Origin of the sequence: Blautia marasmi, assembly GCF_900258535.1 — a bacterium.
In the GTDB taxonomy this organism is placed as follows: domain Bacteria; phylum Bacillota; class Clostridia; order Lachnospirales; family Lachnospiraceae; genus Blautia; species Blautia hominis.
Window position 1 is genome coordinate 1,688,869 of record NZ_OIWX01000001.1, and the last position, 19,128, is coordinate 1,707,996.

General features: G+C 46.7%; 22 protein-coding genes. 2 read left to right on the forward strand and 20 right to left on the reverse strand.

The features are described from left to right. Positions 1-212: 212 nt before the first annotated feature. The 6 genes from C6P39_RS07465 to C6P39_RS07490 form a co-directional block, all read right to left on the reverse strand. On the reverse strand, positions 213-629 hold the full coding sequence (locus C6P39_RS07465; protein ID WP_104803328.1) for a DUF6483 family protein: 417 nt from the start codon (positions 627-629) through the stop codon (positions 213-215). Positions 630-644: 15 nt separating this feature from the next. Further along, the gene (locus C6P39_RS07470; protein ID WP_104803329.1) at positions 645-917 is read right to left on the reverse strand and encodes a DUF6171 family protein; all 273 of its coding nucleotides are present in this window, start codon (positions 915-917) and stop codon (positions 645-647) included. A 103-nt stretch (positions 918-1,020) separates the two neighbouring features. Next, complete coding sequence (gene glnA / locus C6P39_RS07475; protein WP_104803330.1) at positions 1,021-2,451, reverse strand: type I glutamate--ammonia ligase; 1,431 nt, start codon at positions 2,449-2,451, stop codon at positions 1,021-1,023. A 52-nt stretch (positions 2,452-2,503) separates the two neighbouring features. Continuing rightward, complete coding sequence (locus tag C6P39_RS07480; protein WP_104803331.1) at positions 2,504-4,111, reverse strand: MBL fold metallo-hydrolase RNA specificity domain-containing protein; 1,608 nt, start codon at positions 4,109-4,111, stop codon at positions 2,504-2,506. A gap of 122 nt (positions 4,112-4,233) precedes the next feature. Then, positions 4,234-4,713 carry a DUF6147 family protein gene (locus C6P39_RS07485; RefSeq protein ID WP_104803332.1) on the reverse strand — a complete coding sequence of 160 codons (480 nt, stop codon included), beginning with the start codon at positions 4,711-4,713 and terminating at the stop codon, positions 4,234-4,236. 19 nt (positions 4,714-4,732) lie between these two features. After that, positions 4,733-5,677, reverse strand: coding sequence for a DUF4367 domain-containing protein (locus tag C6P39_RS07490; protein WP_104803333.1), 945 nt, complete (start codon positions 5,675-5,677; stop codon positions 4,733-4,735). Positions 5,678-5,921: 244 nt separating this feature from the next. Between C6P39_RS07490 and C6P39_RS07495 the strand changes: the two genes are divergently transcribed. Next, positions 5,922-6,989 (forward strand): undecaprenyldiphospho-muramoylpentapeptide beta-N-acetylglucosaminyltransferase, encoded by a 1,068-nt coding sequence (locus tag C6P39_RS07495; RefSeq protein WP_095176248.1) that lies wholly within the window; start codon positions 5,922-5,924, stop codon positions 6,987-6,989. A gap of 1 nt (position 6,990) precedes the next feature. On the opposite strand, the gene C6P39_RS07500 is transcribed toward C6P39_RS07495, so the two are convergent. Beyond that, a complete protein-coding gene (locus C6P39_RS07500) occupies positions 6,991-7,548 on the reverse strand; it encodes an RNA polymerase sigma factor (protein ID WP_095176249.1) in 558 nt (185 codons plus the stop codon). A gap of 20 nt (positions 7,549-7,568) precedes the next feature. Next, the gene (locus C6P39_RS07505) at positions 7,569-7,976 is read right to left on the reverse strand and encodes an HIT family protein (RefSeq protein WP_095176250.1); all 408 of its coding nucleotides are present in this window, start codon (positions 7,974-7,976) and stop codon (positions 7,569-7,571) included. Between the two features lie 160 nt (positions 7,977-8,136). Here C6P39_RS07505 and C6P39_RS07510 point away from each other — a divergent pair, with 160 nt between their 5' ends. Next, positions 8,137-8,862 (forward strand): sensor histidine kinase, encoded by a 726-nt coding sequence (locus C6P39_RS07510; RefSeq protein ID WP_104803334.1) that lies wholly within the window; start codon positions 8,137-8,139, stop codon positions 8,860-8,862. A gap of 25 nt (positions 8,863-8,887) precedes the next feature. On the opposite strand, the gene C6P39_RS07515 is transcribed toward C6P39_RS07510, so the two are convergent. From C6P39_RS07515 to C6P39_RS07570, 12 genes are all read right to left on the reverse strand, one after another. After that, positions 8,888-9,478: a rhomboid family intramembrane serine protease gene (locus C6P39_RS07515; protein WP_167388484.1), complete on the reverse strand. Its 591-nt coding sequence runs from the start codon at positions 9,476-9,478 to the stop codon at positions 8,888-8,890. A 221-nt stretch (positions 9,479-9,699) separates the two neighbouring features. Further along, the gene (locus C6P39_RS07520; protein ID WP_104803335.1) at positions 9,700-11,085 is read right to left on the reverse strand and encodes a DUF6382 domain-containing protein; all 1,386 of its coding nucleotides are present in this window, start codon (positions 11,083-11,085) and stop codon (positions 9,700-9,702) included. A 10-nt stretch (positions 11,086-11,095) separates the two neighbouring features. Next, on the reverse strand, positions 11,096-11,521 hold the full coding sequence (locus C6P39_RS07525) for a hypothetical protein (RefSeq protein ID WP_104803336.1): 426 nt from the start codon (positions 11,519-11,521) through the stop codon (positions 11,096-11,098). An 11-nt stretch (positions 11,522-11,532) separates the two neighbouring features. Then, positions 11,533-11,973, reverse strand: coding sequence for an A24 family peptidase (locus C6P39_RS07530; RefSeq protein WP_104803337.1), 441 nt, complete (start codon positions 11,971-11,973; stop codon positions 11,533-11,535). Positions 11,974-11,986: 13 nt separating this feature from the next. Further along, positions 11,987-12,823 (reverse strand): TadE/TadG family type IV pilus assembly protein, encoded by an 837-nt coding sequence (locus C6P39_RS07535; RefSeq protein WP_104803338.1) that lies wholly within the window; start codon positions 12,821-12,823, stop codon positions 11,987-11,989. Between the two features lie 39 nt (positions 12,824-12,862). Then, complete coding sequence (locus tag C6P39_RS07540; RefSeq protein WP_104803339.1) at positions 12,863-14,254, reverse strand: DUF5702 domain-containing protein; 1,392 nt, start codon at positions 14,252-14,254, stop codon at positions 12,863-12,865. Between the two features lie 10 nt (positions 14,255-14,264). After that, on the reverse strand, positions 14,265-14,432 hold the full coding sequence (locus tag C6P39_RS07545) for a Flp1 family type IVb pilin (protein ID WP_095176258.1): 168 nt from the start codon (positions 14,430-14,432) through the stop codon (positions 14,265-14,267). Between the two features lie 49 nt (positions 14,433-14,481). Beyond that, the gene (locus C6P39_RS07550) at positions 14,482-15,717 is read right to left on the reverse strand and encodes a type II secretion protein F (protein WP_104803340.1); all 1,236 of its coding nucleotides are present in this window, start codon (positions 15,715-15,717) and stop codon (positions 14,482-14,484) included. After that, positions 15,707-16,444 carry a type II secretion system F family protein gene (locus tag C6P39_RS07555; RefSeq protein WP_095176260.1) on the reverse strand — a complete coding sequence of 246 codons (738 nt, stop codon included), beginning with the start codon at positions 16,442-16,444 and terminating at the stop codon, positions 15,707-15,709. Before C6P39_RS07555 ends, C6P39_RS07550 begins: the two co-directional genes overlap by 11 nt. Continuing rightward, positions 16,434-17,627, reverse strand: coding sequence for a CpaF family protein (locus C6P39_RS07560; RefSeq protein ID WP_104803341.1), 1,194 nt, complete (start codon positions 17,625-17,627; stop codon positions 16,434-16,436). The genes C6P39_RS07555 and C6P39_RS07560 overlap by 11 nt, the downstream gene beginning before the upstream one ends. Then, positions 17,605-18,618, reverse strand: coding sequence for a P-loop NTPase family protein (locus C6P39_RS07565; protein WP_095176262.1), 1,014 nt, complete (start codon positions 18,616-18,618; stop codon positions 17,605-17,607). Before C6P39_RS07565 ends, C6P39_RS07560 begins: the two co-directional genes overlap by 23 nt. Beyond that, complete coding sequence (locus tag C6P39_RS07570) at positions 18,615-19,124, reverse strand: prepilin peptidase (protein ID WP_104803342.1); 510 nt, start codon at positions 19,122-19,124, stop codon at positions 18,615-18,617. Before C6P39_RS07570 ends, C6P39_RS07565 begins: the two co-directional genes overlap by 4 nt. Between the last annotated feature and the right edge of the window lie 4 nt (positions 19,125-19,128).

The following is a 19,128-nucleotide window of genomic DNA, read 5'->3' on the forward strand; positions in this document are numbered from 1 at the left end:
GTATCGCCTCCTTATGCATTATACTATACATTGCATAGTATAATGTGTCAAGAGGTATTTTGTATTTTTTTAATAAATTCTGCCGGCTCCGCACCGGGTGTGAGGCATCCCCTTTGGGGTACAAAAAAATCGCCAACTTTTATAAAGTGACGATTTCCGCTCAATGCTTCCGTATTAAATTCCTACCACGCCTCACCGCTGTCGCTATGGTATTAGCGCTCTTCCTGTCCGGAAGGGCCGTCCAAATACAGATCCTCAGACAGTTCCTCCAGACCTTCGATACCATTGGCCGCTGCCAGCGCTTCCACGCCGTCCAGGATTTCCTGTCTGCTGTAGCCGTTTGCAGCCAGAAATTCATCTGTATATTGGTTGATATGGAGATAAAAGCTCATGGCCATCTCCATGTATCGTTTGTCAGTCTGATCCATATCTGTGAGGAGTATGTTTTCCGCCTCATTGATCTTTCCCTTGTCTGCCATCTCAATGATATCGCGGTAGAGAAAATCCGTGTCATCTGCTTTTTCTTCCTCCACCTCATACTCTGTAAATCTCTTTCCAAAGATGACACAGGCCAGGGCCTTGATCATATCCTTAATTATCCTCATGATATAATCCTCTTCAAATCTCATGCTGCGTCCTCCTTCTCACCACTTCTTCGGAATCCCGGGACAGTTGTTCTTTTTCATGACAGCCCGCATCTCCACAAAGCATCCGCAGATTCTGCACATTCCGCTTATTAAATGATCACATTCCCTGCAAAATGCGAGTCTCCGGTCATAGAGCTGCGAGGAGACCTTCAATTCCTCATCCAGATTTTCAATGTATTTACGCATGTCATCAAAATACTGCCCTTCATCCATATCCTGAAGAAGACACTTTCTGCAGAAACGTTTGGGTTGGTTTCCCGTATTCTCCATGCTGTACCTCCGTTTCGCATAATTATGTAAACCAAATCCAGTCTAAACCTTTTCTTACACCACAGGCGGAATCCCAATAAAATCCCGCCTGTGCTACTGCTATTTATAGATCATAATAATATTTAAATTCTGAGGGGCTTGGAATCTGTTCGATTTCCTGCAGCTCTTTTTTCTTTTTCTCCAGCCAGATATCAATGAGGCGCTGCGGGAAGACACCGCCTGCGGTGAGATAATCGTGGTCATTTTCAAGGGCTTCCAGAGCTTCTCCCATGGAACGGGGCAGGCTCTGTATCTTTTTCTGCTCCTCAGGCGACAGGGAATACAGATTACAGTCAAAGGGGCCCCATCCGTGTTCACGCGGGTCTATTTTATTCTTGATCCCATCCAGGCCTGCCATGAGAATGGCAGAATATGCATAGTATGGATTTGCTGTGGCATCGGGGTTGCGCAGTTCAAATCTCTTGGCTTCCGGTTTCTTGGCATAAGCCGGTATACGGATGACCGCGCTCCTGTTTGACGTTGCATATCCAATAGTTACAGGTGCTTCATAACCGGGCACCAGACGTTTAAAGGAGTTTGTGGATGGGTTGGTAAATGCGCACAGGGAGGCAATATGCTTGAGCAGGCCGCCGATAAAATAATGGGCGGTGTCGCTCAGTCCTGAATATCCATCCTTATCGTAAAAGATGGGAGCGCCGTCTTTCATGAGCAGCATATGCACATGCATACCGTTTCCGGCTTCTTTGTGAATGGGTTTCGGCATAAATGTGACGGTTCTGCCTTCTGCCGCAGCCGCATTTTTCAAAACATATTTTACGATCATGGTCTTATCTGCCATTTCCACCATGTCACCCAGCTCAACCTCAATTTCCATCTGGCCCGGGCCACCCACTTCGTGGTGATGATATTTTACTTTGACACCCCACTCCTCCAGGAGCATACACATTTTACTTCTGAGATTATATCCCACGTCCTGGGGCGCTGCTGCGTGATATCCACCTTGATACGGAACCTGATAGCCGTTGTTCTGTCCATTATCTATACCGCTGTTCCACTCCGCCTGCCTGGTGTCAATGCTGTAGCTGCACTTTTGAGGTGTAACGCTATAGCTTACATGGTCTAGCAGATAAAATTCAAATTCCGGCCCGATCACCATCCGGTCCGCGATCTGCTCCTCCTGCATATATTCCACTGCTTTGAGCGCAACATTTCTCGGATACTGGTCAAAGGGCAGGTTCTTATCAGCGCCGATGGTGCAGACATTTCCGCACATGGTCAGTGTGGGAATCTCTGCAAATGGGTCCACGGTAGCGGTGTCCGGGTCGGGAATAAATACCATATCACTCTTTTCTATAGGAGCATACCCGTAATTAGAACCGTCAAATCCGATTCCATAGACAAAAATGTCATCATCAAAACGTTCCACCGGAATGGTCAAATGGCGCCACCGTCCGTTTAAATCCGTCATTTTAAAGTCTATCATACGGATTTGCTTTTCTTCACACAGTTTTCTCACGTCTTCGCTTGTTTTCATGTAGAATCCCCCATTCTCTCTGTAAAATAGTTTCTTCCGCTGTCCCTGGCTGTCAGCGGTCCCACTTATCGCACATGGAATTGATCTGGTCTGCAAATTTTGCCAGGTCTTTATTTGCACCACCCTCATTATGACGGATAACCGTCATTAACCGCTGGCCTGCTGCAAGAAGTCTTGCATAAACACCGGAAGCCTTGCGGGCTTTTGCCTTCTCCTTCGCATGTTTGATGACAACTCCAACGGTTTCCTTCTCAAATTCATTTGCCAGCATATCAAATTCCGTGCCGCTGAAAGGCGCCATGGCATTGTAGCCCAGTTCATTTTTCAGCCTTTCCGCAAACAGATCACATACCTGGTCATCCCCGTGTGTTACAAAGACACGCTGGGGCTTCTCCTTAAAAGCGGATGCCCAGCGGATCAGTCCCGCATCATCCGCATGGCCGCTGATACCCGGCAGTCTCACAATGTCCGCGCAGACATGGATATCCTCACCGAACAGTCTTACATCTGTGGCGCCCTCCAGCAGCGCCCGTCCCAGTGTACCTACAGCCTGGTATCCGACAAATACAATGGTGGACTCGCGCCTCCAAAGATTATGTTTCAGATGATGCTTGATACGTCCCGCATCACACATACCGCTGGCCGACAGGATCACCTTATGGCTGTCATCCATATTGATGGCTCTTGACTCATCACTGGTGATGGAGAGCTTCAAACCCGGAAATGCTATAGGATTGATGCCTTTCTCTATGAGGTCCATGGCCTCCTCATCATAGCAGTCCGTATAATGCTCTTTGAAAATATTGGTGGCCTGGACAGCCAGGGGGCTATCCACATACACATCAAAATACGGGTATTCGGGAAGCATATTTTCTTCTTTGATCCGCCTGAGAAAATACAGCATTTCCTGTGTTCTGCCGACAGCAAAGGAAGGCACCACCACGTTTCCGTTTTTGTCAAAGGTTCTTTTCAGAATTTTCACTAATTCCATGGCATAGTCAGGTCTTTCACCGTGACTCCTGTCACCATAGGTGGATTCCATAACCACGTAGTCCGCGCTGTCCAGATATTCCGGATCTTTTATAAGCGGCTGGTCCAGGTTGCCGATATCTCCGGAGAACACGATCTTCTTCTCCACACCCTCCTCTGTGATCCAAATCTCAATACTTGAGGACCCCAGAAGATGCCCGGCGTCCACAAATCTCACCTGTATGCCGTCCGCAACCTGGATTTTTCTGCTGTACTCACACCCCACAAACTGTTTGATCACATTCAGAGCATCCTCCATGGTATATGCGGGTACAAAATCAGGCTGTCCGTTTCTCTGTGCCTTGCGGTTCCGCCACTCTGCCTCAAACATCTGGATATGTGCACTGTCACGCAGCATAATGTCACACAAGTCGCAGGTAGCGTTGGTCGCATAAATAGGTCCCCGGAATCCTTTTGCATAAGCCAGCGGGAAATTGCCGGAGTGGTCAATATGGGCATGGGTCAGCAGCGCAAAATCCACATCAGACATTGCCACCGGGATCTCCTGGTTTTCATACTGATCCGGTCCCTGCTCCATTCCGCAGTCCACCAAAAACTTCTTCCCCGCCGCCTCCAGGAAATAACAACTTCCCGTAACCTCATGAGTCGCACCTATAAAAGTCAGTTTCATAAAAGAACCCCCTTTGCGGTTATATAAAAGTATGGTTACTTTCATTATACCGTAAAGGGGGGGAGTTTAATAGAACTTTTCAGATTATTTTATTAAAATTGATTCTTGGCCATTAAATTATATTAGCTAATCCATATACCATCAGTTGTTGCTGTTTGAGATTCACTAGAACCGTTTTTCTGTGCCATACAAGCTACTTTTACACGATAATAGTATCCTTTACTAACACTTAAATTATGACTTTTTGTCAATGTGGCTGTATTATAAGCTGTGTCTTCAAATGTTTGAACATTATACCAACTACCACCTGAATATCTCTGCACAGTTATCTTTAACATAACTTTATCACAAGTCACTGAACAAAGTGCTGCCCCATAAGCATTTACAACACCCCCACCCAAGTCTGATATTCTGCCTGAACCTTGATTTAGGAGATTTCCTCTTACTAATGAACGCTGGATATCTTCAGCGAACTGCTGATTTGTTAATTTTGAACCATCCACAACTTTTCCTAAATCGTCTAATCCTTCTGCCATAACACTAGTGCAACTTAATACGACTACTGCTAGAATAACTAAAAATTTCTCAACTATTTTTTTCATCCTTTATTATCTCCTTATTCTAATAAATAATATCTGATACTATTTCTTCCATTTCTTGTTCATTAATTTTTGCATTTATATTATAATAAACGTTATTGTACTCCCATTGAGCAAGATATGTCGGCATTTCATCTCCTTCTTCCTCAATTTTCCATAGTTCCACATTAATATCCACCCAATCGCTTGAAAGTGTATCAACCAATTCACCTTTATCATTTTTCATAATGCCACTGGCCCCATTGCTATTGGAAAATATTTGTAGATATAAATATTTATCCTCATATTTATATCTAATACATGCCGTCTTTGCCTTCTCATCAATGCTAAAGGAATCATATTCCATTCCATCTAGCATATAAAAAAGTATTGGAACCTTAACATTTAAGGTATCTTCAATTTTTTTTCTATCATCTTCCTCTTTAGTATCACTTTCGACTATATCAGTTGTATTATTTATTTTTGTATTAATATCATTTCCTAATATAGAATCTACTTTTTGCATAACAAATGTTCTGTTAGCCTGGCTACTCATTGAAACGCCAAATATTCCCAATAACGTTACAGCCAACATCGCAACCCATTTAACAGCAACCCGTTTACGCGATGAATAATAACATAAAGTTCTATTACTTTTTTCATTATTAATGGCTGCTATGCTAATAGGGTTTTCTTGTATTTTATCATCTGAAAATTCTATCTTCTTAACTCTTACATCGTCTGTCTCTTCTTCAGCTGTCTCTTCTTCGGCCAGCAGCCCTCTCTCATTTGCTATTCCCACAATTTTCTGGAACAGTTCCTCGGAGGGCTCAAAATCATCTAAATCCGGGTCGTTTTCCAACCCGTTTACCATCTCTGCGGTTTCATCAAGGACGCTTTGGCTGACCCATTCCTCAAAAGCTTTGTCTTTCTGGACTGCCGCAGACTTATGTGCTTGTTCAACTTGCTTTTCGTCCAATTTACTCATGAAACTCCTATCTTTCCTTGACTTTTCCTGACAAGTGTATCATATTATCTTATAGTATTTGTTTGTAACTATTCAGTAGGCGTCTGCACATTCACCGCGCTGACCGCAAGAAATTGTTCAGCAGCCAGGCAAAAATCCCGTCGCCGAAGGCGATCTTGTGCGGATCTTTGCTCGTAACTGTGAAGGTACTGAACCGTTACAATTATTCTTTTAACTATTATTTTTGAATGAGCAGGAGGACACCATGAAACATATCGTACTTACCGGCGGCGGTACTGCCGGACACGTTACCCCTAATATTGCAATGATTCCCCGCCTAAAGGAGCTGGGCTATACCATTTCTTATATCGGTTCCTATGAAGGAATCGAAAAAAAACTGATAGAGGAATTGGGTATCCCTTATTATGGGATTGCATCCGGTAAATTAAGACGCTATTTTGATGTCAAAAACTTTACTGACCCATTCAAAGTTATGAAAGGCTTTGCGGAAGCTAAAAAACTTATGAAACAGTTGAAACCTGATGTTGTCTTTTCCAAAGGCGGTTTTGTTACCGTTCCCGTGGTCATCGCGGCAAGCAGGCGAAAAATCCCTACCTTTATCCACGAATCTGACATGACACCTGGTCTGGCTAATAAAATTTCTATTCCTTTTGCTACTAAAGTGTGCTGCAACTTCCCTGAAACCGTGTCTGAACTGCCCGCGAACAAAGCGGTACTGACCGGAACTCCCATACGGCAGGAACTGCTGGAAGGAAGCCCCGAAAGAGCACGGGCTTTTACCGGTTTTACTTCTGACAAACCGGTTATTATGATTATTGGCGGAAGCCTTGGTGCAGCAGCCGTAAATGATGCCGTCCGTGCAGTTCTTCCTGAATTGCTGAAAAATTTCCAAGTTGTCCATCTCTGCGGCAAAGGAAAACTGGACGAATCATTAAAAGACACAAAAGGTTATGTACAGTATGAATATATCAAAAAAGAACTGGCCGATCTATTTGCCCTTGCGGATATTGTCATTTCCAGAGCAGGCGCCAATGCCATCTGTGAACTGAGTGCACTGAAAAAACCTAATCTCCTGATTCCGCTATCTGCCCGTGCAAGCCGCGGTGACCAGATACTGAATGCCCGTTCTTTTGAACGCATGGGTTACAGTATGGTTCTGGAGGAGGAAGAAATCACCAATGAAAAGCTTCTTGATACAATTAACTCCCTCTATGAAAACCGCTCTACTTTTACGGATGCCATGTCCAAAAGCAAGCTGACTGATTCTATTGAAGAAATCGTTCAGCTATTTGAACAGACCATAAACAGATAATTCATAGCGAATCGTATTCTGACTGATATCTTTGTTTCAGCCATTCCATCATCCTGTGTCTCTTGGTACGCACATTTCCAATGGTGATGCCAAGAGCACAGGCAATTTCTTCATCGTTTTCTCCCATGACATATGTCCTTACTGTGATTTCATACCAGTCCGTATTCTTCGTTCTCAGAGAATTGAGAATCTTTCCGGTAAATTCTTTGTGCACCATCATCTCAGCCATTTCATCATTATAAAATCTGGTGCTTTTGCCTCCGTTGTCATTCTTGTCCGCCATTTTCTCCGCACCTACTTTTTCAGCACGGTCTCCTGCTGTCACTTCATGTACCTGATAAGCCTTCTTACAAAAATCTATGGCTTTTCTTCTGGCACAAACGGACAGCCATTCCGCATAACGTGTTTTATCAACAGTATCCACCTTTTCCAGAAACGTAAGAAATGTTTCTTGGCAGATATCCTGTGAAAGATCTGCATCATACAAGACACAGTATGCCGCTTTCATAACTAAACGATAATATTGATGAAAGATTTCACGAAATTTTTCTTCTGTCATCTTAACCCTTTTCCTGAAGTCTAATCCATTGAAAACTTCTCAAGGATTTCCTGTTTATCCTCCTCTGTTAATTTCCCCGGCGTCCATGTAATCCCAGCGTTATCCCCAACACTGCGCGGTATCAGATGGATATGGAAATGGAAGACGGTCTGGCCAGCTGCTTCTCCGTTGTTCTGCACAACATTATAACCATCGCAGCCGAGAACGTCTCTCATTCTGGTGATTATTTTCTTTGCAAGCACCATCGCTTTACCTGCCAGCTCATCAGGGATTTCATAGAGATTGGCATAGTGCTGTTTCGGCAGAATTAAAGCATGTCCTTTGTTCGCTGGTCCCAGGTCCAATATGACCCGGAAGTCCTCATCCTCATAGAGCGTTGCGGACGGAATCTCGCCGTCTGCAATCTTACAAAAAATACAATCCGACATATTTATTTCTCCTTTCTGTGCTGCTTTTGCCGGCTCTTATCGACGGCATTCTGTCATAAGTTTGTCGTTTTTTGGCGCTTTTTAGGTTATGAAATTATTTGATATTTGGCAGTAACAGTGCTACACTATCAACGTAAAGAAAGAACAGGGGGGACACCTAATGACGATACAATCCGGCACCAACCAGAGCACCAGGATGCCTGAAACTGCTGATTATAAGATGCTCTATCAGCAATTGAAAATGAAGCATCAGTTTATGCTTTCTCAGGTTTCTCACGAAATAAGAAATCCTGTCACTTTGATCAACAGCTTCATGCAGCTTTTAGAAGGACGGCATCCTGAACTAACGCAGGATAATTACTGGCAAAAAATCATGGAGAATATGGATTTTCTCAAATCACTTCTCAATGAATTATCCGCCTTCAATAACTCAGAAAAACTGAATCTGCAGATTTCCAATATTTATACAACCTTCTGCGATGTAATTGAATCTGTGACCCCATCTTTGAATGAACGGCATGTTACCATAGATTTGCAGAAATTATCTCCAATACCCGTTATAAAAGCTGACGGCATAAAACTCCGTCAACTTTTTCTGAACCTGATCAGAAACGCATCGGATGCTATTGAAACCGAAGGCCATATTGCCTGTACCATACAATCAGACGGTGAAGCTGTCATATTTACGATAGCAGATACCGGTAACGGCATTCCATCTGAATATCAGAATGATCTGTTTGAGCCATTCATCACGCACAAACAGGAAGGTACCGGCCTTGGTCTGCCAATCTGCAGACGCATTGTCAGCGCCCACAAAGGCACTATTTCCTTCAAATCAAAACCAGGTGAAGGTACCATTTTCAAAGTAATTCTCCCAATCAGTTAATCACACAAAAATGTGCTGCCTCTTATTATGAAGGCAGCCTTTTCTTTCCATGATAAAGGATTATCCCAAGGGCGAAGCCGCATAAAAGCCCGCCAAGATGTGCTGCATTGTCTACCCCTGCACTTGTATACCCATGATAAAGTGTAAGCGCGGCCAGGAAAACAAGCTGTCTGGTCGTAAAGTTTTCCACTCTCCCACGATTTCTTATCACCACATAGATCAGCGCTCCAATCACGGCAAACACCGCACCGGATGCACCTGCGGAGACTACCGTCTCCCCTCCTCTTATCTCTGCGTAATAAGAAATATAGCTGGCACCAATTCCGCCAATCAGATAAATGAGAAGATAGCGTATTTTGCCCACTTCTCTTTCCAGACTGTCTCCAAGAAATACAAGCACCAACATATTATTTCCCAGATGTGTCAGCCCGAAATGAAGAAACATACAGGTAAAAAGACGGTAATATTCATGCCCCTGTTCAATGAACGGCGTATAAGCAGCTCCCCAGTTTACAAGATGCCTGCTGTCCAGTGATGACCCGGTTAGCTCTGTCAACAAAAACACTAAAATATTGACAGCTACCATAATCGTGTTCATCAAAACACTCTTCCGCATTCGTAAAAACCGCCTGAGATCGGATTCCGGCTTCTGGTTCCAGTTACTGTAATCTACCATGCACTACCTGTCCTTTTCTTCTTATCTGATATAGTCTTCAGCCCTGCGAAATCCTTAAACCACTCTTCACTCCCTGCCTGCAGGACATAGCTTCATTATAAGCTCTTTCCCAGATTAACGCAACCATATACTTCCAAATTAAGCCGCCTAAAATAAGCCAATCAGCCCCCTATATTCTGAAAATTGCGGTACTCTAACTCCGTTCCCGCAATACTTATCTTATCACCATTATGCAGTAAATATTCTCGTTCCGGTTCCAGCATTCTGTCGTTTAAGAGGGTACCATTCTTTGAATTCAAGTCGGAAATAAAAAAATCTTTCCCCTCTTTTCGTATTCTGCCATGTATCCTGCTCACTGCCGGATGCCTTAGGCATATATCCGCAGATCCCGTCAGCTTTCCGATCATCCCCATATCTTTGGTAAGCATAAATCTCTTTTGAACGCCTTCTTCCGTCCAAAATAAACATGCGTCTGCCTCATTCTCTTGATCCGGCGACAATAGAATGGTGGGGCCGCATGTATCCAAAACATCAGCTTCCTTTTTCTCCACTGGACTTTCGTTTGCATATCTTTCCGCCTCGCTTATATCCTCCCGCTCATATTCAGCATCCCGTTCCCATCCCCATGCTTCCAGTTGGTCCAGCTCTTTTTTCTTCCTCTTTTTCTCCTCCCTGGCCTTCTTGAGCCTAAATACAAAAAAGGCCCCTGTACCCGCTGCCGTCGCTGTTGATAATCCAATACAGATTTGAAATGTGTTGGCGATCTCATAGTGCAGCAGAAGATAAATGCACACCGCTGCTGCCGCCAATGTAAAAATACACCCCACAGCATTTAACAGGGGATGCTTCTCTTCAACCTCTTCCTCCTCCTCGAAAAAAGCATCCAGTGCCTGCCTTCTCTTCTCCTCTGTCATCACTGCCTCCCCGGTATATTCCTGCTGCGTATACTCCTGCTGCGTATACTCCTCCTTCTGTCTGGCCTCTCCTTCCTTCAGATTCTCCAGGGTTACCTTTCTTAACTCTTTGCGGATCTCATCCGCTCCCATACCGGACTCCACGCTCTCCCTATACACGCCATATCCCAAAACTACAGCCCCTGCATCTTTATGGTCTATCTTCGGCAGTATATACTCTGTCAATTCCAATATCCCGGCCTGTTCCTTTTCCTCTCTCACAGGAAAACAGCAGAAATAGATATTCTGCCGTTCTGTATCCATATAGATATAGCGGGGATTAAAAAGAAGTGTCTCAATATCCAGAAGATATTCCTCCAGTCTCTCGATCACATCTGCTGCTGCCCTGAAAATCCGCTCCAGATCTTCCCTTCCAAACTTTTTTGTCTCATAGAGCAAGGAAATACTCTGCTTGGATGTGACCTCATAATAAAACAGCGGCTCGCCGTCTATATATCGCACAGAGAGGGGAAGCAGCCCCGCCGGTGCGTTGTGTAAAAGCATTTTTATCTCATATCCCTGCGGATCCATTTCTTCGTCAGCTTTCAGAACCAGATAACTGTGATTCATTTCCCTTCTGTACTCTGCCTGCATCTTGTCCTCCTTATCCCCCCATTTCGTCCTTCCATCTTCTGATGCTTCTAACCTTTTCTATAAACGAAACAGGCCGGATCACTTTACTTTTTCCATTGCCTTGTATATGCCACTGTAAACCGGCGAAAGGGAATTTTATATGCTCCTCATAGCTGACGGTAACTTCCCTTTTGCTGCCGTTCACAGAATAATGTCCGCTTTCACCGGCAAGCCGTTCCCCTGCTGCTGCCACGCCATCCCCCTGTCTGCGTACAGCCTCCGTGCTGCCTGCCACTGCCGCCTCATATGCTTTTGCTGTGTATACCCCTCTTTTTATGGTTCCCATCAGCAGCAAAAGGACCGCAAATACGGTCAGCATCCACACGCCGCTGATACAGGCAGCCTCCAGGGTATAACTGCCTCTGCACACAAACCTTCTTCTGTTTTTTCTTATCATGATCTCCTATCTCATCCTATAAAGAAATAAAACATCATCCCTGCAAATAAAAACGGGATGAACGGTATCTCATACTTCCTGTCTTTCTTCCGCACTGTCAGTAAAAAACCGGCAGCCAGTACCGCCAATATGAAAGCCCCTGACAATACGCTGAGAACCTGCCAGAATCCCAGGTAGATTCCTAAGATCAACACGATCATTCCATCTGCACTGCCCACTGCCCAGCCTGAGATCCTTCCGAACAGCAAAAGAAGGATACCCGGAAGGCTGCCGATCAGAGCGTCCTGTGCTGTGCTCCATACTTCCCCCGGAATCCCTTTTGTCTTGACCGCCGCACATATCAAACTTCCTGTCAGAAATAAAAGGATTTTCCAGACCGCAACTGTTTTCCCTCTGAAATCTTCCCATCCCATAAACGCAAGTAAAATACCTGCGGTTATCTTCTCTGTCATTTGAATCTTCCCCCTATTTTTCCCCGCAGCGTGAACAGGCACTCCTGTTCTCCGCCTCAGATTTCTTCATCAGCCGTACATGCCGTGCCAAACCGCCGCACGAACTGTCACTGTGGTAACGGTTTCCTTTTTCCGTAATATACACAAACCTGTCATTCCCGTGCCCCTTCATGCATTTTTCACAGGGATGATACTTATTCCCGTATTGGTTTTTGCCCTGTAAGGCATTCTGCATTCCCACGTGCTTTACCGTAAGCTTTATATGGGTACAATCCTGTGAGGTGTGATACACACTTTCATAATCCGTCACAAAAACCATCTCCTCCCCCGGCCCGTCATCTGCTCTGCCGTATTTATCCCCCTCATATCCCAGCCAGGCCTGCGCACCGGCTGCAGCCTTTATCTTTACCGGGAGGACCGGAAATACTGCTGCCGGACTTCTGTACAGATAGTTGGCTTTCAGGGTTACAATACCATTTTGATACTGTGAACCCAGCAGTGTGATCCCCGCCTGTCTTCCCACAATTCCGGTAAGATTTTCTCCCTTTATTCTCTTCTGTACCTCCGCCGAAGCATAAGCAGCACAGGCAGCGTCCGTCACTGCTCCCACGGGTGATCTACTCTCCCCGTCTATGCTGTATGCATACATTCCCAGCTCTTTGGCACTCTGGCTGAGCGCGGATACCAGAATTGTCTGAATGCGGAAGATATCCATCATACTGATAAGCATTACCATTGCCAGAAAATAAAGAGGAAGAACAGCCGCACTCTCCAGTGTCAGGCTTCCTTTTTGCTGAAGAGAGTACCATTCCTTTCTATTCCATTGATTTTTGCCTTTTACACCGGGCAACTGCTCCCCCTCCTTCTTTCTGCTTTTCACAATTGCATTTCACATGTCATATCCGTAACTTCGGATTGCTGTCCACCTGTTTCCCGATGGGCTTAGAAAACCGGTTTCCATCTCCAGACATTCCATACAGGAATCTATACGGAAATTTTCTTTTCCGGGTTTTAGCCGTATGTTCTGTTCTATCATATCCATACAGCGAAATGTCAGGTTGTTCCTGGAGGATGTGAACAACAATATATGCAGATAGTCATTATAATCCAGGCCGGAAGTATTTTTTGCCTGCCCGTCCTGCAGCAGCGAAAAAATCTGTCCTATATCCGAAAGTGCAAGCTGCCAGCTCGCACTGTTTTTTACCAGTGGGACCTTCCCGCCTGCCATCAGCTGGCGCACGTCCAAAAGGCTTTCCCCGTAGGCCCACCCCAGCAGAAGCAGTTTTTCAACTACAAAGGCCCCCTCCGGTATCAGAAGTGCCGTGCACAGTGATGCCGCCAGTGCACCGGACTGTGCCCGCTTTTCCGGGTCTGTATAAAGATACGCCGCGTTTGCAGCCTCGCGCAGCAGCAGCATCCTGTTCACTGTCTTTTTCAGATTTTCCCTGTCGCTGCCCTTGCCGCCTACAATGTATTCCACCTGATAATCAAGGGCTCCCGGATTCACAGGTTCTCTGTAAGTTCCCAGTTTATTCATTGCGTATGCCTGGAGAAAAAGCTTATCGGATGTACCGGATTCACGGCCTCCTAAACTTCCCATCCCCTTCTGCAGATTTCGGTTTGAAGTGAAAACGGAAACATCTGCTTCCTTTTCGGAAATAACTGCATCGTCAGGGAGAACCAGCCCTAAAATCCCCATGGTCCGTATACGCTTTATCACCTCCAGGGGATTGTTATCCGGGGTAATTTCCGATACAGACGTGTCATCCGGCACCGGTTCCTCCGGCATGGGAGGGACTCCGGCCTCCTTTTGTTCCTGCTGCTGTTCTATCACTTCCCCGGTATTGCTGAGATACTCCTTCAGGCGTTTCACGGCATCCGTACCCAGATGTTTTCTGACAGCCTCTGCCGCCTGTGCACAGAATGCCTCCCCGCCGTTATCGGAGGCCAGCCTGTACCCTGTAATAGAACAATTTTCCCGTCTGCTTCCCCGTATACCGGTTTTTAGAGTCAGATCCATGGAATTTTCCATTTGCTGTACCACACGGAAAGCATCTATGGCTCCTCCCCCGTACCCGCTGTCCAGAAAAAACAAGTCATACTCCTCCAGCAAATCCCTTTCATACTCCGAGAATACGGAATACAATCCTGTGTCCACTGCATTTACAGCCTGTACCCGGGCATACTGTTCCCTGCATAGCTTGATACCTGCTGTAAGGATTCCAAGCATTACAGAGAGCATCATACACATGGCAATTGTCATACTTCCCTTTTGTCTCATAAGGACCTCTCTAAATACTGTTACTCTGGCTTGTGATTTTTGAAAGAATACTCTGTATTAGACTGGTGAGCTGTTTCTTAAAAATGATAACAAGCCCAATCAGCACCACTAACACCAGCACGATTTCAATCACAGTGATTCCTGATTCATCATCATAAAAATCCCTGAACACCTTCATGATCATCACCCCCTTTCTAAATATTTTTATGACTTTTGACTTATATCAGCTAGTAAAAACTCAGAAAAGCAGGAATCATGATCAGTGCCATAACCAGTCCAAGCTGTATAAACATAGGGCCTAAAAGTTTCGTAGATGCCTGTTCCCCGCTTATTTTTGCTGTCCTTTTCCGCTCCTCCACAGCAGCCGTGGTTTCCCGTTCCAGAAGGGCTAATACTCCCTGATTTCCCTTCTTTAGATTCTGTACCAACAGCACGGAAAGCACCTTATATTCCGGCGTATTGCAGCGGTTTCCCAACCTCTCATATGCCTGTATCTCAGGCATACCGCCTTCCATTTCTCTGTAAGTCTCCACCAGTTCTTCATAGGCAGCGCGCTGCTTCTGACCATACATTTTGCAACTGCTGACATAGTCTTTTGCAATCTTTTCCACTGCACTGTGCACCGTCAGTCCTGCCTGCAGAAACAGTAAAATCCTGCTCACAATATCGGGATAATCTGCCTGCATTTGGGCCTTTTTTTCCCTGTCTTTTTCCTTCTCTTTTTCTCTGTATAAAGGGAGGATCAGCAGACCAAAAGCTGTCCCGAAAAGGCAGATCAGCACACCGTTTCCGCTCTGTTCTTTCTGAAAAAAGACCTGGGTTCCGTCCACTTTTTCCGGCAGTTTTACCTTCTCCTCAGAGACATTGTTCTGTGTATCCACCACCTTCTGCACCTCCCTCTGCAGTCTTTCTTCACGGGTGATCTTCTCCGGATAGACCATCACTTCCTTTTCCCACCGTTCCGTCTCCTGGCCCAGACTCAACTCGCACGTTAGGTTTACTTTTGTACCGCTCTTCCCGGTATTCTCCCCGATCTTGCCTTCCCAGTTCAGCACTTCAGGCATATCCGTACTCCACGACATGTTTACCGGAAAATCAGGACTGCGATCCGGCAGATGAAGGGGATAGCTGATTTTATCCAGGCCGCTGTTCTTCCCTCGGATAAGCGAGGGCATCTTATCTTTTACCCGGCTGAGGATTTCTTTTGCTTCACCCGGTCCGTATTCTTTTTCGCGGACACGCACCGTTATATTCTGCTTACCCTGCTCTGACTTTACTGTCAGTTCTTCCTCATAATCACCTTGGCCATATTCCCGCCGCTCTAGATATTCCGTCTTTTCTTTTCCGGCACGTTTGTTCTCCAGGAAATACGTGGTAAGGCCGGCTGCATTAGCCAGTAAAACCACCGCCATGCCGGCTGCAAACGCTTTCTTCTCCCCAATCAGGGTTTTCTTATACTTCAATCTCCACAATCCTCCTGCCCCAGATAAAAGCTCCCGCGTAACAGCCAAGTCCGGCAGTCATGATGCAGACCCCGGCAGCATTGTGGTACAGCACATCCATAAACCCCGGTGAGGTCAGACGCATATAGAGGATGATACCAACCGGCATGAAGCTCATGATGTTCTGTTCCATTTTTCTGGCAGCCAGCATGGCGTCAATCTCCTTTTTCACATCAATCTTGTCCTCCATGATCCTTACACAGTTCTGAATGGTCTCCCGCATATTGCCTCCCATACGCTTCGACTGTGCCAGGATCTCGGAAAAACTGCGGATATCCTCCACCCGGCTTCTGTGTCCCAGGTCATAGAATAGTTTTTCTACCGGAACGCTGACGCGCATCTGTGCTGCCATATATGCAAGTTCTCTGGAAATTTCCCTGTCAGGCCCGTATATCCGGTCCATATCCTTTCCTGCTTCCAAAACCGCGTTCTCCAGGGAATATCCAGCTGAGATTCCCGCCCCCAGCGCGTTGAGCGCATCCCTGAACTGGTGATGGAGCCTTCTGCGCCGCAGCAGCAGGAGCTGCCGCTTTCTCTGCCTGATATACCAGAAAGGTATGGGCAGCATAAACAGAAAGGTGAGCAAGCTCTGGTAGCACAGCGCATCTATGATCACGCAGATGAGTACGCTCTCCCCCAGATATCTGGCCCATTCCAGAATTGTCAGTTTGTAGTGTTCATAATCCATCTTCAAGTGTCATCCCCGCCTTTTCTAATTTTTCTCTGTGTCTCAGTTTTCCTTTCTGCACAAGGCCCCTTTCCTCCTCGTACAGAAACAGTGGATTCATAAGTATTTCCCCCTCCTCCATCCCGTCTATCTCACAGATCTCCAGGATCCTGCGGCTTTTGTCCCTGAGCCGTCCCAAATGTATAAATATATCAAACCCCGCTGCTATCTGTCTCCTGATCGCCGGAAGGGGAAGGTTGATCCCCATGAGAACCAGGGTCTCCAGCCTTGTTATCATGTCAGTGCAGCTGTTTGCATGAATGGTGGACATACTGCCCTCTGCTCCCACATTGACGGCCTGCAGCAGTTCCTCCGCGTCACTTCTCACCTCCCCCACAATAATTCTGTCCGGCCGCATCCTCAAGGCAGTCTTTAATAAATCAGCCATGGTGATCTCCTGTGATTCTTCTATATTGGCTGCCCTGCACTCCAGTCTCACCAGATTGGGGATCCCCTGTATCTGAAGCTCTGCGTTATCCTCTATGGTTATGATTCTCTCATCCTGGGGAATGAACGCGGACAATGCGTTCAGCATGGTGGTCTTGCCCGCTCCGGTCCCTCCTCCGATGAGGATGGTATACTTGGCGCGCACCAGAGGGAGCAGCAGTCCAAGCGCCTCCTCCGTCACACTCCCTAAGGAGAGCAACCGCTCCATGGTGACCGGTTCTTTTGGGAATTGGCGTATGGTGAGTATAGGGCCGTTCAGTGCCGCAGGGGCTATGACGGCATTGACCCTAGAGCCATTCTCCAGTCTGGCATCAACAATGGGATGCAGGGTATTGATTACCCGGTTGCATCTTCCGGCAATCTGCTGGATCACGTCATCCAGCTTTTCCGGGGATGTAAAATGCTTTTCCCAGGGGGAGATCCTGCCCTCCCGCTCCACAAAAATATGCTGCCACCCATTCACCATGATCTCCGTAACACCGGAATCCTCCAAAAGCTCCTGCAGCACATCCAATTTGCGGATGGAACTAAATAATTCCCGGCGCAGTGCGCTTTTCTGCCCCAGATTCAGTCCAAGTCTTCTTCCCTCCTCCATGAGCAGACGGTCAATAAGCTCCATCACCTCCTCATCCGTGCTCTCCCACATACTGTCCAGCCGTTCCATCAGGCTGTTCCTAAGTTCTGAAAATACCTCCATCCTGCACCAGCTTTCTCACATGATCCCCAAATCTGCCGACAGTCAGGCACTCCGGCCACGGCATCTCCCCCTGGGGAGCCACTGTCGGAAGAATGAGCTTCTCCGTCTTTTTCAACACATCTTCCCGCCCCGTACTTCCAAGCCAGGCCTCATACTGTGCCAGCTTTGCCTCTGAAACCCGGTCCTGGCGGACAGGCATATAAATCTTGCTGCATGCATCAAACAGTACAGACGCCTGGGTGATTCCCCCACCGAAATCCAGAATGACCACCTGATACCCACTGTAAAGCCTCAGTTCCTCCAACAGTGCGCTCCATTCCTCCCCGGTAATCTGTTCCACATCCTCCGGTGTGATGACCGGGGGCACATACGAAAGCCCTCCGGCCTCACGCACCATAGCTGCAAGCTGCACTGCCGGCTGTCCCTTCTTCTGCCGGATATAGTAAAACAGATCTCCCAGATTCCTCTCAAACCCGCAGGAGAACAATTGCTCAAAACCGGAATACGGTTCCAGGTTTAAAAAGAGCACAGAATACCTTCTTGCAAGGAACTGCCCCAGGGCCAGCGCAAGGGAAGTCTTCCCCACACGTCCAAGAGGAGAATAGACTCCCAGAACATGCATTGTCCTTTTGGCAGCCGCACCCCTCCCCTCTTCCCGGGCTTCCTCCCCGTAGAGGGCTGTCACCTCCTGCATGATCTTTTCGCAGGACTGGTATTTCAGCACAGCAGGGAGTTCTTCCGGCACTGTGCCCTTCTCCTCGTCTAAAACCACAAGCTTCTTCACAGGCAGACTGCTGATCGCAGGACACATGGTCCCCTCTGCCACCAGCAGCAGCTCCACAGGATTCGTCTGTACATAATCGCAGACTTTATCCGCTCCGGTAAAAGCTATAAACTCAAAAGGGTAATGTCCCTTTCTCTCCAGCCATGCGGTAAAGCTGCAGGCATAAGACGCCTCCTCATCACAGACTGCCAACACTTTTTTTCTCAACAAAAACCTCCCGCATACAGCATGATCCCCAGAAGTATGGGCACGGTAAAATGCAGATTCTCCGCCTGTGCCCCCTGTTTCCCATAGGGAACAGGACAATGCTCCTCTTTACAGACTTTCAGATAATGGAAAAAATAAGAAAAACGTTCCCGCAGATTCCCGCAGGAAATAAGAAATGCCAAAGAAAGTACAGCGCCCAGGATAAAGGCGCAGAACATCCCTTTCAGGATACCGGAAACACCCAGGATTCCGCCGAGTACAGCCATAAGCTTAATGTCACCTGCCCCCATCATGCGAAAACAGAACAGCGGAAACAGCAGCAGCAGCGGCAAAAACACACCGCCCAAAAACAGCGGCATCCCTCCCGCGCCGTGTGACAGCCCCTGGTACCCGGCGCCTGCCGCAAGCCCCAGGAGGATCCATTTGTTAGGCACTTTTTCCAGAAACAGATCGGTGCAGACCGCCCCGGCGGAAAAAAACAGTGCCATACCTGTCGCAAAAGACATAAAA

Bases quoted from the DNA above. Each gene is read 5' to 3' on its own strand.
- C6P39_RS07485 (WP_104803332.1), bottom strand. From the start codon at position 4,713: ATGAAAAAAATAGTTGAGAAATTTTTAGTTATTCTAGCAGTAGTCGTA.
- C6P39_RS07465 (WP_104803328.1), bottom strand. From the start codon at position 629: ATGAGATTTGAAGAGGATTATATCATGAGGATAATTAAGGATATGATC.
- C6P39_RS07505 (WP_095176250.1), bottom strand. From the start codon at position 7,976: ATGTCGGATTGTATTTTTTGTAAGATTGCAGACGGCGAGATTCCGTCC.
- C6P39_RS07520 (WP_104803335.1), bottom strand. From the start codon at position 11,085: ATGCAGGCAGAGTACAGAAGGGAAATGAATCACAGTTATCTGGTTCTG.
- C6P39_RS07510 (WP_104803334.1), top strand. From the start codon at position 8,137: ATGACGATACAATCCGGCACCAACCAGAGCACCAGGATGCCTGAAACT.
- C6P39_RS07530 (WP_104803337.1), bottom strand. From the start codon at position 11,973: ATGACAGAGAAGATAACCGCAGGTATTTTACTTGCGTTTATGGGATGG.
- C6P39_RS07470 (WP_104803329.1), bottom strand. From the start codon at position 917: ATGGAGAATACGGGAAACCAACCCAAACGTTTCTGCAGAAAGTGTCTT.
- C6P39_RS07490 (WP_104803333.1), bottom strand. From the start codon at position 5,677: ATGAGTAAATTGGACGAAAAGCAAGTTGAACAAGCACATAAGTCTGCG.
- C6P39_RS07500 (WP_095176249.1), bottom strand. From the start codon at position 7,548: ATGACAGAAGAAAAATTTCGTGAAATCTTTCATCAATATTATCGTTTA.
- C6P39_RS07545 (WP_095176258.1), bottom strand. From the start codon at position 14,432: ATGAAGGTGTTCAGGGATTTTTATGATGATGAATCAGGAATCACTGTG.
- glnA (WP_104803330.1), bottom strand. From the start codon at position 2,451: ATGAAAACAAGCGAAGACGTGAGAAAACTGTGTGAAGAAAAGCAAATC.
- C6P39_RS07570 (WP_104803342.1), bottom strand. From the start codon at position 19,124: ATGTCTTTTGCGACAGGTATGGCACTGTTTTTTTCCGCCGGGGCGGTC.
- C6P39_RS07515 (WP_167388484.1), bottom strand. From the start codon at position 9,478: ATGCGGAAGAGTGTTTTGATGAACACGATTATGGTAGCTGTCAATATT.
- C6P39_RS07495 (WP_095176248.1), top strand. From the start codon at position 5,922: ATGAAACATATCGTACTTACCGGCGGCGGTACTGCCGGACACGTTACC.
- C6P39_RS07560 (WP_104803341.1), bottom strand. From the start codon at position 17,627: ATGGAGGTATTTTCAGAACTTAGGAACAGCCTGATGGAACGGCTGGAC.
- C6P39_RS07555 (WP_095176260.1), bottom strand. From the start codon at position 16,444: ATGGATTATGAACACTACAAACTGACAATTCTGGAATGGGCCAGATAT.
- C6P39_RS07525 (WP_104803336.1), bottom strand. From the start codon at position 11,521: ATGATAAGAAAAAACAGAAGAAGGTTTGTGTGCAGAGGCAGTTATACC.
- C6P39_RS07540 (WP_104803339.1), bottom strand. From the start codon at position 14,254: ATGAGACAAAAGGGAAGTATGACAATTGCCATGTGTATGATGCTCTCT.
- C6P39_RS07480 (WP_104803331.1), bottom strand. From the start codon at position 4,111: ATGAAACTGACTTTTATAGGTGCGACTCATGAGGTTACGGGAAGTTGT.